Raw genomic sequence first — 13,271 nt, forward strand, 5'->3', positions numbered from 1 at the left:
TTTCGCTAACTTGGCGCAACCACAAGGCGTTGGGCAACCCACAACTGTGTGACGAAAAAGCAACGAGCGTGATCTTGTTTGTGCCCGCAAGGCCTGGTTGCACAATAAGTCGGCAATTGCTCAGGCAATTACCTTGTCGCATTTCAAAACTGGTGTCGAATAGGCCCATCGAATTTCGCGGCAATCGCTGAGGGTTGCCAAGGGGCGGTTCAACGAAGAGCCGTAAGGAAGAAGGGGCTAAGGACGATGAAAGTTTCGATGTTGACCAAGGTGGCACCGCTCGCAGTGGCCGCTGCACTGTTTGCCGCTCCGGCAAGCGCTGCTGATTTGTACGTGAAGGCACCGAAGGTTGCCGTCGTCGAGGCTCCGAGCCAGTTCGACATCGCCTTCGGCGCTCTCGTGCAGAGCGACTATAACTTCCGCGGTATCTCGCAGTCGGATCGCGGCGCTGGCGTCGGCGCTTACTTCGAGCCGCGCTACAAGTTCGGCAACTTCGAAGCTTACGTCGGTATCGGCGGCCTTTCGACGGCTCTCCCGACCCAGCCGACCGCTGAGATCGATCTCTACGGTGGTTTGCGTTACACCTGGGGCGCACTGACGTTCGACGTCGGCGGCATCTACTACTACTATCCGCGTGAGAAGCAGCAGTTCTGCATCGATGCGGGATGCACGGGCGTAAGCTCCAACGGCGCATTCGCACCGTTCACCCTCCGTGACACGGACTTCGCCGAAGTTTACGGCAAGGTGAACTGGACCGTGAACGATTGGCTCGGCCTTGGCGCATATGTCTATCACTCGCCGGATTGGCTGAACACGGGCGCTTCGGGCACCTACGCCGGCGGTACCGTCAAGATCACCGCTCCGAGCACCTTCCTGCCGAGCAGCATCGGAACGTACGTTTCGGCTGAGGTGGCTCACTACTGGTTCGGCACGCCGAGCGCCTTCTTCACGCTGCCGTTCGTCGACTACACTTACTGGAACGCTGGCATCGGCTTTACCTACAAGGCTCTCACGCTTGACCTGCGCTACCACGACACAGACCTCAGCCGCGGCGAGTGCTTTGCGCTCACCGGCGACCCGCGCGGTGTTGTGAGCGGCCAGTCGCGTTGGTGCGGTCAGTCCTTCGTCGCCAAGCTGTCGGTCGACACGACGCTCAGCGCGATCAAGTAATCGCCTCGCTCTAGCGAGACTTTGGAAAGGCCGCCTCCGGGCGGCCTTTCTTTTGCGCGTCAGCCATGCGCGCACTCCAGTTCCTCGCGCCTTCCGAACCCGTAAGCTGCGTCAAAACGACGCGTGGGGCGGCGGGGGAATTCGCATGTGGAATCAAGTCTACAATCCATTCGGCAACGCGACTTTGTCGACGCTGGCGGCGGCGCTGCCGGTCGTCACGCTGCTCGGCCTGATCGCGTCGAATAAGGTCAAGGCGCACATCGCGGCCGTGATCGCGCTGATCATCGCCAACCTCGTCGCGATCTACCTGTTCACGATGCCGGCCGGCATGTCGGTCCGCGCCAGCATCCTCGGCGCCGTCACGGGCTTCTTCCCGATCGGCTGGATCGTCCTCAACGTCATCTTCCTCTATCGCCTCACGGTCGAAAAAGGCGTCTTCCAGACGCTGCAGCAGACGATCGGCGGCGTGACGGAAGACCGCCGTTTGCAGCTTCTCCTGATCGCCTTCTCGTTCGGCGCTTTCTTCGAAGGCGCGTCCGGCTTCGGAACGCCGGTCGCCGTCACCGGCGCGATCCTGATCGGCCTTGGCTTCTCGCCGCTCGCGGCATCAGGCCTCTCGCTGATCGCGAACACGGCGCCGGTCGCTTACGGCGCGCTCGGCACGCCGATCCAAGGCCTCTCGAGCGTTACCGGCATCGATCCGTTTCTGCTCGGCGCGATGGTCGGCCGCCAGCTCCCGTTCTTCTCATTGTTGGTGCCGTTCTGGGTTGTGTGGGCCTTCGCGGGTTGGCGCGGGATGATGGGCGTGTGGCCCGCGATCTTGGTGACGGGCGTGTCCTTCGCGGTCCCGCAGTTCCTGATCTCGAACTTCATCAACCCGTGGATCGTCGATATCGGCGCATCGCTCGTCTCGATGGCATGCCTCATCGGCTTCCTGAAGGTTTGGCAGCCGAAGGAACTCTGGCTCTCGCCCGCTTTGCGCTCGAAGGACACGTCGGCAGAAGGTCGTCCGCCGCCGCCTCCGCCGGGACCGAAGCCCAGCCAGACCGAGGTGTGGCGTTCGATGATGCCATGGATCATCGTCTGCATCATCCTGTTGATCTGGGGCACCGATCTCTTCAAGCTTGCCGTCAACAAGTGGGCGATCTGGAACTACCCAATCCCAGACCTGCACAATCAGATCAACAAGGTCGCGCCCGTCGCGGCACGCCCGACGCCGGAAGGCGCCGTGTTCTCGTTCACGTGGCTGTCCTATACGGGATCCGGCATGCTGATCGCCGCGATCATCTCGGGAACGCTGCTCGGCTTTTCGCCCTTTGGTCTCGCCAAGGAATACGCCAAGACCATCAAGGTCTGCGCGTATTCGCTGATCACCATCTCGGCGATGCTTGCGATCGGAACGCTGACGCGCCTCTCCGGCATCGACGCGACGCTCGGTCTCGCGTTCGCGGGCACCGGCGTACTCTATCCTTTCTTCGGCACGCTGCTTGGCTGGCTCGGCGTCGCGCTGACGGGATCCGACACCGCGTCCAACGTGCTTTTCGGCAATCTGCAGAAAATCACGTCGGAGCAGCTCGGCCTCTCGCCGATCCTGATGAGCGCGGCGAATTCATCCGGCGGCGTCATGGGCAAGATGATCGACGCGCAATCGATCGTCGTCGCATCGACGGCGACCAACTGGTTCGGTCACGAAGGCACGATCCTGCGCTTCGTCTTCTGGCACTCGATCGTGCTGGCGTGTCTCGTCGGTGGTTTTGTGATGCTGCAGGCCTATGTCGCGCCGTTCAGTTACATGGTGGTGACGCCCTAGCGCGGCGCCGTCACAGAGTAACCATCACGCGAATGCGAGCGGGACTGCGACTATAGACGTAGGTCTAAAGGCTTGCGGAACACGGTGAGGTTGTAACAAAGTGTCTCCCAAGGCGCCCGAGCCATCGCGGCGCCACTTGAGCGCGCCCGTAAACAAGGGCCGCCTGCTTCTAGGGAGAACCGAATGGCTACCGATAAACGATCCGCTGTGCCGTCGCGCCGAAAATTCCTCGCCGGCGCGGCTCTCGCGGGCGCTGCCGCTACAGTCGTAGCGCCGTCCGTCGTCAAGGCGCAGGGCGCAACCTCGATGCGTTTCCAGAGCACCTGGCCGTCGAAGGACATCTTCCACGAATTCGCCAACGACTACGCCAAGAAGGTCAACGACATGACCGGCGGCGAGCTCAAGATCGAAGTGCTGCCGGCCGGCGCTGTCGTTCCGGCGTTCCAGCTGCTCGAAGCCGTCACCAAAGGCGTGCTCGACGGCGGTCACGGCGTGCTCGCCTATCACTACGGCAAGAACACCGCGCTCGCGCTGTGGGGCTCTGGTCCGGGCTACGCCATGGACGCGAACATGCTGATGGCTTGGCACAAATACGGCGGCGGCAAAGCGCTGCTCGAAGAACTCTACGCTTCGATCGGCGCTAACGTCGTCTCGTTCCCGTATGGCCCGATGCCGACGCAGCCGCTCGGCTGGTTCAAGAAGCCGATCACCAAGGTCGACGACCTCAAGGGTCTGAAGTTTCGCACCGTCGGCATCTCGATCGACGTGTTCACGGGCCTTGGCGCTTCCGTCAACGCGCTCCCGGGCGGCGAAATCGTCGCCGCGATGGACCGCGGCTTGCTCGACGCCGCCGAGTTCAACAACGCCTCGTCGGATCGCGTGCTCGGCTTCCCGGACGTGTCGAAGGTCTGCATGCTGCAGAGCTATCACCAGAACGCCGAGCAGTTCGAAGTGATGTTCAACAAGGACAAGTATAACGGCCTGCCGGAGAAGATCCGCGCGATCATTGCGAATGCGACGGAAGCCGCCGGCCAGGACATGCAGTGGAAGGCGATCGATCGCTACTCGACCGATTACCTCGAGATGCAGCAGAAGGATGGCGTCAAGTTCTACAAGACGCCGGACGCCGTGCTGAAGCGTCAGCTCGAAGTGTTCGATGAGGTCGCCAAGAAGAAGGCCTCCGAGAGCCCGCTGTTCAAGAAGATCGTCGAGTCGCAGCTGGCTTTCGCCAAGCGCGCGACGCGTTGGGAGCAGGACACACTGGTCAGCCGCCGCATGGCGTTCGACCACTATTTCGGTGCCAACGCGAAGTCGCCGATCTAACGGCGCCCTCAAGAAAGACAAAACCATCCGGCCGCTCGCCGGATGGTTTTTTGCTAGCTGACAGAGCGATTTGAACAATCGCACGCGGCGACTGGGAATAGGGGGAAGCGTATGAGCGTCGAAAAAGCGCTGCACGCGGTCGATGCGATCAGCACGTGGGTCGGCAAAGCCGCCGCCTGGCTGATCATTGGTCTGATGCTGTTGATCTGCGGCGAAGTGTTCAAACGCTACATCCTCAACGCACCGACGGCGTGGATCTTCGACGCCTCGAACATGTTCTACGGCACGCTGTTCATGATGTGCGGCGCCTATGCGCTGGCACAGAACGCGCACGTGCGCGGCGACTTTCTCTATTCATCGATGCGGCCCCGCACGCAGGCGATGCTCGACCTCGCGCTCTACATCCTCTTCTTCTTTCCAGGCATCGTGGCGCTGGTGATCGCCGGCACTGACTATGCGGCCGACTCTTGGCGCATCCGAGAACACTCGAACGTCACCGCCGATGGCCCGCCGATCTTCCACTTCAAGACTGTGATCCCGATCGCCGGCGCGCTCGTGCTGCTGCAAGGCATCGCCGAGACGGTCCGCTGCATTGTCTGCTTGAAGAACGGTGAGTGGCCGAGCCGCCTTGCCGACGTCAACGAGATCGACGTCGTCGAAGAGCAGCTCGCCAACTCCGAATACGTCGACGAAGAGTCGCGCCGCCGCGCCATCGAGAGCGCAAAGCACATTGATGAAATCGCGCGTCAACGCGGCTTGGGAGATTCTGAGAAATGAGTGATCCGGCACTCGGCCTGTTGATGCTCGGCCTGATCGTGGTCGTCATCGTGATGGGCTTCCCGACCGCCTTCACGCTGATGGGCCTCGGCATCGTCTTCGGCTACATCGCTTTCTACAATCCGGCACAAGCGCTGATCGACAACCGGGTCTTCGAGCTGATGGTCCAGCGCACTTACGGCGCGATGACCAACGACGTCCTCATATCCGTCCCGTTATTCGTCTTAATGGGCTACGTGATGGAGCGCGGGGCGCTCGTCGACAAAATGTTCTACGCGATCCAACTCGCGTTCCGGAACGTGCCGGCTTCGCTTGCGGTCGCAACGCTGATCGTCTGCACCTTCTGGGGTATCGCGTCGGGGCTGGTCGGCGCTGTCGTCGTGCTGATGGGCGTCATCGCGCTCAACCCGATGCTGCGCGCCGGTTATGACGTGAAACTCGCGACCGGCGTCATCACGGCGGGCGGCACGCTCGGCATTCTCATTCCGCCGTCCGTGATGATCATCGTTTATGCGGCCGTCGCCGGGCAGTCGGTGGTGAAGCTTTACGCCGCCGCGATGTTTCCGGGCTTCTTCCTCGCGCTGCTTTATCTCGTCTACATCATCGGTTGGGCGCTGATCAGCCCGCGCGTTGCGCCGAAGCTATCCGAAGAGCAACTGCGCGTGCCGGTGCCGGACTGGGTCAGCAAATTCCAGGCGGCTTATTCGAAGAACGTCTTCGTCAGCTTGGTCTCGGCGCTGTTCAATCCCGCCAAGGCGAAAGCGATCGAGACCGGCAAGGGCCATCTCGCCTACGGGCAGATCGTCAAGAACTTCCTGATCTCGCTGATCCCGTTCATCATCGTCGCCGGTATGCTCGCAACCGCGTGGTGGTACGTCGTCATCCACCAGCAGGTCGGACCGGAAGCGGTCGTGGAAGGCGTCGAGCAGCTCGGTTCGCCCGACATCGGCCCGAAGGAAGCGACCGACGCGCAGAAGGGCGCGCCGATGGGCTTCTACATCGGCTGGGGCATCGCGGTGCTGCTCGGCCTCTTCTACATTTTCCGCTACTACACGCGGCTCACTGCCGAGCGCTTCGAGATCCTGAAGCTGCTCACCTCCTCGATCATGCCGCTCGGCACGCTCACCGTGGTCGTACTCGGTGTCATCCTGTTCGGCGTCACCACGGCAACAGAGTCGGCCGCGGTCGGCGCGCTCGGCGCGTTCCTGCTGGCCATTCAAGCGCGCACGCTCGACTGGAAGCGGACGAAGGAGGCGGTGTTCCTCACCGCCAAGACGACCGCGATGGTGTGCTGGCTGTTCGTAGGTTCGGCCGTGTTCTCGGGCGTCTTCGCGATTCTCGGCGGTCAGGCGCTCGTGGAGAAGTGGGTGCTCGGCATGAATCTCACGCCGCTGCAGTTCATGATCCTGTCGCAGATGGTGATCTTCATCCTCGGCTGGCCGCTCGAATGGACCGAGATCATCGTGATCTTCGTGCCGATCTTCCTGCCGCTGCTCAAGCACTTCAACATCGACCCGATTCTCTGGGGCGTGTTGGTGTTCGTGAATCTGCAGGCCGCGTTCTTGTCGCCGCCGGTTGCGATGTCCGCCTTCTATTTGAAAGGGGTGGCACCAAAGCATGTGACGATCAACCAAATATTCGGCGGCATGATGCCTTACATGGGCATCGTCATTCTCTGTATGATCTTCATGTACATCTGGCCCGGCATGACGCTGTGGCTGCCGAACTTCCTCTACGGACGGTGACGTGACTGATCTATCGGGACTGAGTGCGCGCGAGGCCGTAGGCGAAATCGCGAGGGGAAAACTGAGCGCCCTCGAATACGCGACGGCTTTGCTCAAGCGCACGCAGGAGATCGACGGCGAGATCAAAGCCTTCATCCACTTCGATCCCGAACACGTGCTGATGCAGGCGGAGCGGCTCGATGAGCAGCGCCTCTCCGGCAGACCGCTTGGTCCGCTGCACGGCGTGCCGGTCGCCATCAAGGACATCTTCGACACTGCGGACTATCCGACCGAGAATGGCTGGGGCGCGCATGCGGGCCGCCGCCCGCGCCGCGACGCCGAAGCCGTGCGGCGCCTGCGCGAAGCCGGCGCGATCATCTTCGGCAAAACGGTGACGACGGAAGTCGCCTATTTCAATCCGGGCGCGACGCGCAATCCGCATGACCTCTCGCGTACGCCGGGTGGTTCGTCCTCCGGCTCCGCCGCGGCGGTTGCGGCCGGCATGGTGCCGCTCGCGCTCGGCAGTCAGACCAACGGCTCGGTCATTCGCCCGGCGTCGTTCTGCGGTGTCGTCGGTGTCAAGCCGAGCCACGGCACCATCTCGCGCGCCGGCGTGCTGCTGCTGTCGAAGAAGCTCGATCACGTCGGCGTCTTCGCGCGCGGTGTCGACGATGCCGCAATGCTGCTCGATGTTCTCGCGGGTCACGACCCGGAGGATAGCGACACGCGCATTCACGCAGCGCGCGGCTTTGCGGCGACGGCGGCCGGTGAGCCGCCGCTGCCGCCGAAGCTTGCCTTCGTGCGGACGCAGCGCTGGGACCGCGCCGATCCTTCGACACAGAAAGCCTTCGAGGAGCTCGCGACGAGTCTCGGCGATCACGTCGAGGAGGTCGAGCTCCCGGACTATTTCGCGACCGCTTGGGACGATCATCGCGCCATCATGGCGCCCGACATGGCGCATCGTTTCGGCGCGGCCGTCGATGCGAGCGGCGAAGCCTCCAGCAAGCAGCTTCACGAGCTGATCGCGCAGGGCAGGGGCTATTCGGCGGAGCGTTATCTCGGTGCGCTCGGCAACGTGCAGCGCATGCGCGCCTCGCTCGCCGGATTGTTCGAGCGCTATTACGCGGTCCTCACGCCGGCCACAACCGGCCCTGCGCCGAAGGGCATGCCGACCGGCGATCCGGTCTTCAACTCGATCTGGACGATGACGGGCCAGCCCTGCGTGACGTTGCCACTGCTCTCGCACGACGACATGCCGGTCGGCGTGCAGCTCGTCGGCGCATTCGGCGATGACGCGCGTCTGCTGCGCACCGCGAATTGGCTGACGCAGCACGTCGCGCCGAAGAAGCGGAAGAAAGCGCGGCGGTAAGCTACTTCCAAACGCTGCGTTCGGCGTCCCAGGTGCGGCCCTTCATGTCCTGCGCGACCGCGGTCGCGAGGCCGGTGGAGTCGACCGTGTCGCCGGAAGCTTCGCCCTCGCTGCCACCTGACGACGTGACGATGCCGAGGCGCGGTTCCGGCCCGGTGTCGGTCGTCGCGACCGTCACGGAGCCGACCCACAGCAGCAACTGTTTGCCGCCGACTGGCCGATCGGAGCCGACGATCAGCGCGACCTCGATCGTATCGGTGAGGTCGAGCCCCGGCACCGTCGTGTTGGCGCGCTTGAAGCGCAGGTTGGTGACGCCAGTCGCGGGCTCGGGCGAACCGCCATCCGGCTGAGCCTTGAGGAATTTCGCGATCGCGGGCGTTGCCGCCGCCACAAGCTTCTGGCGGCCTTCGGCGCTTGGATACTCGGCCGGATCGAACGCGATCGCGTTGTCGAGCGAATAGCTGCCGACCGTCCAACCGACATTCACGACACCGTCGGTGCCGCGCAACTTGGTGACGAGCGCTGCCGCGCGCAGCGGATCGACGTCGACGCGAATGAATTGACGCCCGGAGCGCAGCGCGCCACAATCCTGGATGAGGCTGTCGAGGGTGACGCGAACATTCTCGCTGCGCAGCAGCTTGATCACGTCGGCGAACACACGGCGCTCGATATGCGCGAAGATCGCTTCCGGCGAGACTTCCGAAAAGTCCTTCGGCTCGGCCACGATATTGGTGTCGACCACTTGGCTGTTGCGGAATTCATCCTCGGTGATCGCGCTGTTCTCGTGCGACGTGACTTCGCTCGTCGCGCCGTCGCGCGTGATAGTGCCGTCGTAGCCGACTGCGTTGCCGGCGGCTTCGCGCGTCAAGCGCACGGCGATCTGCGATTTGGCTTCCTGGCTCGTCGCGGTGCCGACGAGACGGCCGTCGTTCGGCGTCAGCTCGACGACGAAGCGATCCTTGCGGTTCGACGCCGGAGTCACCGCATAGCAAATGTCGAGCTGCGCCGACGTCACACGTCCGCCGTTGCGCTTCTCGATCAGATACGCATCGGCCGACGGATCATCCATGATCTCGCCGGAGAGCTGGAAGTAATGCGTCGACGGCCCGGTCGGCTGCTGCGCTGGGCGGTTCTGAGCCAGAGCCGGCACGGCGAGCACAGCGCAGGCCGTCAGGGTGAGGGGAAATAGGCGCATCGCATTCGTCTCCGGCACGGCGCGATTCGCGCCGGTCGGACCGGAGTTTGCCGCGCCTGATCCGTCAGGTCGAGCGATTTAGGCGCGTGCGCCCGCAGCTTCGGTCGGATGGAACAGACCATCTTCGCGCTTCTGCATCTGCACATGGCGCTTGTGGAAATTGACAAGCGATGCGCGGTGGCCGATCGAGATCACAGTGGTATTCGGCAGCGCCGCCAGCACCGTACGGTAGATGTCGGCTTGGCTTTGCTCGTCGAGCGCGGAGGTCGCCTCGTCCAGCAGCAGCCAGTCCGGCTTTTCGAGCAATGCGCGCGCCATCGCGAGGCGTTGCTGCTCGCCGCCGGACAGTCGCTGCGACCAGTTATCGGGCCGCTCGATGTCCTCGATCAGCCGTCCGAGGCCGACAGCGGTCAGCACGTCGCGGATCTGCTCCGGCGTGTAGGTATGGTCGTGCGCCGGATAAGCGATTGCGCCCGTCAGAGTACCGAGCGGAATGTAAGGCTTCTGCGGCAGCAGCATCACGCGCGCATTCTTCGGTAGCTTGATCGTGCCTTTCGCGAAGGGCCAAATGCCGGCGAGCGCGCGGAAGAGCGTGGTCTTGCCGCAGCCCGACGGCCCGCCGATCAGCGTCGCCTCACCCGGCTTCAAGCGGAAGCCGTCGGCCGAGACGATGGTGCGGCCGGTCGGAATGCCGAGCTGCAGATCGTCCACTTCGATGCCGCCGCTCGCCGACGTCTGAAGCTCGATCTCGCGTTGATGCCGCGAGTCCTCGACGCTCGCGAGCGCGCCGTTGAAGGTGGTGAGACGGTCGAGCGTCGCCTTGTATTCGGCGATCGTGCGGTATTGATCGATGAAGAAGTTGAGCGCGTCGGCGACGCGCGAGAAAGCTCCGGCGGTTTGCTGGAACGCGCCGAGTGTGATCTTGCCGAGGAAGTAGGACGGTGCGCCGAGCAAATATGGGAAGACGACCTGCGCCTGGCCATAGCCGGCCGTGAAGGTCGTCAGCTTCATGTTGCGGCTCAGAATCTGCAGCGTATTGCCGATGATCGCGCCGAAGGTGCGATCGAGCCGCGCGCGCTCGGCGGCCTCACCCTTCAGCAGCGCGATCTGCTCCGGATATTCGCGCAGGCGTGCGAGCGAGAACCGGAAGTCGGCTTCGACGCGCTCGCGCGAGAAATTAAGGCCGATGAGCGGCTTGCCGATCACGTGCGTGAGCCACGTGCCGATGACCGCGTAAGCGAGCACGGCCCAGACGAGGAGGCCCGGAATTTCGATGCCGAGGCCGGGAAAGACGAAGTCGCGCGAGAGCTGCCACAGGATGACGATGAACGACACCAGCAGCGCCGCTTGCTGCAGCAGATTGATGGTGAGCCGCATCGTCACGATGATGAAGTTGCTGACGTCGGTTTGGATGCGCTGGTCGGGGTTGTCGGTCGCTTCGCCTGCGAAGCTGAGGCGATAGTGCGTGTCGCCATCAAGCCAGCGGCCGTAGATGCGCTCAGTGAGCCAGCGGCGCCAGCGCAGCTTCACGCATTGGTCGACGAAGAGTTCGTAGACCGCGAGGCTGATCCAGATCGCCGCGATCGGCACGAACACCCACAGCAGCTGAAACCAAAACGCTTCGGCATTCTTGTCGCCGAGCGCGTTGAAGAGATCGCGGGAGAAGAGATTGAGGCGCACCTGCAGCGCGACCTGCAGGAAGTTGATGGCGACGAGCAGGCCGACCAGGCGCTTGCCGACCTGCGCCTCACCGCGCCCGAGCCACGTGAAAGGGATTTCGGCATTCTTGGTCGATGGGTCTTTAGTGTCGAAATACGGGTCCGCGATCGCCGTGACGTGGCGGATCGGCGTGAGGAACGACACGCCATAGACGACGGCCGCGAAGACGACGGCCGCCGACGCCATGAAGGTCGGCGGCAGCAGCGCCGCGATGCTTTCCGGCAGAATGCCGACCGAGCCCGCAAGGCCGAGCGTCGCGAGGAACAGAAACCCGAGGCCGTACATCGCGATGAAGATGCGCAGGAACGAAGAGATGCGCATTGCGAGGAACACGATGACGGCGAGGATCAGGCCGCTGGCGCCGACGTAGAGCGGCAGCCCGGTTTGCGTGGAGAGGCTGTGGCCGATCAGGAAAACCGAGAACGCGGCGATCAGGCTGCTGAAAGTGACCATGCGGGAATGTCCTTGGGCGGCCCTATGGGCCGCGGGCGCGCGACGATCATCGCGCCGTGAGGTGAGGCGTCAAGGAAGGCCCGTTTCTTGTGGCATTTTCAAGGGGGCGGATGATGGGACGTAGCCCGGATGGAGCGGCGGCGCAGCCGCACGCGTAATCCGGGGGTGAAGGTGCCGCTCCCGGATTTCGCACGGCTGCGCCGCGTTTCATCCGGGCTACAGCCGGTAAACGAAAATGGCCCGCACGAGGCGGGCCATCCTGGTCAAATTGGTTGCTTGCGGGCGGCGCGTGCCGCCCGCGATCACATGTGGATCGCTCGCTTCTCGACCGCGAGCGCGGCTTCGCGCACGGCTTCCGACATCGTCGGATGCGCATGCGTCGAGCGCGCGAGGTCCTCGGACGAACCCGCGAACTCCATCAACACGACGAGCTCGTGGATCATCTCGCCGGCGCCGGCGCCGAGGATATGCGCGCCGAGCACGCGGTCGGTCTTCGCATCCGCCAGGATCTTCACGAAGCCATCGGTCGCGCGGTTGGCACGCGCGCGGCCGTTGGCCGTGAATGGGAATTTGCCGATGTTGTAGGCGACGCCCGCGGCCTTAAGCTCTTCCTCGGTCTTGCCGATCGACGCGATCTCCGGCTGCGTGTAGACCACCGCCGGAATGACTTCGTAATTCACATGCCCGGCTTTGCCGGCGAGTTGTTCGGCAATCGCGATGCCTTCGTCTTCCGCCTTGTGCGCCAGCATCGGTCCGCGCACGACGTCGCCGATCGCGTAGACGCCCTTCACGTTGGTCGCGAAGTGATCGTCGATGACGACGCGGCCGCGATCCGTCGCGATGCCTGCGGCTTCCAGCCCGAGCCCGTCCGTATTCGGACGGCGGCCGATCGCGACCAGCACGATGTCGGCGTCAAGCACTTTGGCGGCGCCGCCTTTGGCGGGCTCGATCGTGACCTTGCAGCCGGCATCGCTCGCATCGACCTTGGTCACCTTGTGGCCGAGGTGGAAGGTGAAGCCTTGCTTCTGCAGCAAACGCTGGAATTGCTTTGCGACTTCCTCGTCGTTGGTCGGCAGGATCTTGTCGAGGAATTCGACGACCGTGACTTCGGCGCCGAGCCGCGCCCAGACCGAACCGAGTTCGAGGCCGATCACGCCGGCGCCGACGACGAGAAGCTTTTTCGGTACTTGCGGCAGCGCGATCGCGCCGGTCGATGAGACGACGCGCTTCTCGTCGATGGTGACGCCGGGCAGCGGCGCGACCGACGAGCCGGTCGCGATCACGATGTTCTTGGCTTCGAGCTGCTGTGTCTTGCCGTCAGCGCCCGCGACTTCGACCTTGCCGGCACCGAGAATTTTGCCGACGCCTTGATAGGCATCGATCTTGTTCTTCTTGAAGAGGAAGCCGACGCCGTTGACGTTCGCCGTTACGGTGTCGTCCTTGTGCTTGAGCATCGCGGGCAGATCGAGCTCCGGCGTCACCTTGATGCCGAGATGCGCGAAGTCGTGCCCGGCCTGATGGAACATCTCGGAGGCGTGCAGCAACGCCTTCGACGGGATGCAGCCGACGTTGAGGCACGTGCCGCCGAATGTCTTTTCCTTCTCGACCACCGCGGTCTTGAGGCCGAGCTGCGCGGCGCGGATCGCGCACACATAACCGCCGGGGCCGGAGCCGATGACGATGAGATCGAAGGTCATTGTTCGTCCTTACTCGGGTCGCGAAGCGCCGTTC

The 13,271-nt window shown here is 63.5% G+C and carries 9 protein-coding genes; 6 read left to right on the top strand and 3 right to left on the bottom strand.

The window, feature by feature from the left end:
* Positions 1–258 precede the first annotated feature (258 nt).
* From GJW30_RS06065 to GJW30_RS06090, 6 genes are all read left to right on the top strand, one after another.
* Entirely contained in the window at positions 259–1,170 is a 912-nt protein-coding gene (locus GJW30_RS06065; RefSeq protein ID WP_096352972.1) for a TorF family putative porin, read from the top strand.
* 145 nt (positions 1,171–1,315) lie between these two features.
* Positions 1,316–2,980: an L-lactate permease gene (locus tag GJW30_RS06070; protein ID WP_096352975.1), complete on the top strand. Its 1,665-nt coding sequence runs from the start codon at positions 1,316–1,318 to the stop codon at positions 2,978–2,980.
* A 183-nt stretch (positions 2,981–3,163) separates the two neighbouring features.
* Complete coding sequence (locus tag GJW30_RS06075; RefSeq protein ID WP_096352978.1) at positions 3,164–4,303, top strand: TRAP transporter substrate-binding protein; 1,140 nt, start codon at positions 3,164–3,166, stop codon at positions 4,301–4,303.
* Positions 4,304–4,414: 111 nt separating this feature from the next.
* Positions 4,415–5,080, top strand: coding sequence for a TRAP transporter small permease subunit (locus GJW30_RS06080; protein ID WP_096352981.1), 666 nt, complete (start codon positions 4,415–4,417; stop codon positions 5,078–5,080).
* Positions 5,077–6,825, top strand: a complete 1,749-nt coding sequence (locus GJW30_RS06085; protein ID WP_096352984.1) for a TRAP transporter large permease — start codon at positions 5,077–5,079, stop codon at positions 6,823–6,825. Before GJW30_RS06080 ends, GJW30_RS06085 begins: the two co-directional genes overlap by 4 nt.
* A gap of 1 nt (position 6,826) precedes the next feature.
* Positions 6,827–8,173 (top strand): amidase, encoded by a 1,347-nt coding sequence (locus tag GJW30_RS06090; protein ID WP_096352987.1) that lies wholly within the window; start codon positions 6,827–6,829, stop codon positions 8,171–8,173.
* Between the two features lies 1 nt (position 8,174).
* Here the strand turns inward: GJW30_RS06090 and GJW30_RS06095 are convergent, their stop codons facing one another.
* The 3 genes from GJW30_RS06095 to lpdA all read right to left on the bottom strand — a co-directional run bounded on the left by GJW30_RS06095 (position 8,175) and on the right by lpdA (position 13,237).
* Entirely contained in the window at positions 8,175–9,368 is a 1,194-nt protein-coding gene (locus tag GJW30_RS06095) for a hypothetical protein (RefSeq protein ID WP_130364769.1), read from the bottom strand.
* A gap of 78 nt (positions 9,369–9,446) precedes the next feature.
* Complete coding sequence (locus tag GJW30_RS06100) at positions 9,447–11,540, bottom strand: ABC transporter ATP-binding protein/permease (protein WP_096352993.1); 2,094 nt, start codon at positions 11,538–11,540, stop codon at positions 9,447–9,449.
* A gap of 302 nt (positions 11,541–11,842) precedes the next feature.
* The gene (gene lpdA, locus GJW30_RS06105) at positions 11,843–13,237 is read right to left on the bottom strand and encodes a dihydrolipoyl dehydrogenase (protein ID WP_096352996.1); all 1,395 of its coding nucleotides are present in this window, start codon (positions 13,235–13,237) and stop codon (positions 11,843–11,845) included.
* Between the last annotated feature and the right edge of the window lie 34 nt (positions 13,238–13,271).

The organism is Variibacter gotjawalensis (assembly GCF_002355335.1).
Taxonomy (GTDB): Bacteria; Pseudomonadota; Alphaproteobacteria; order Rhizobiales; family Xanthobacteraceae; genus Variibacter; species Variibacter gotjawalensis.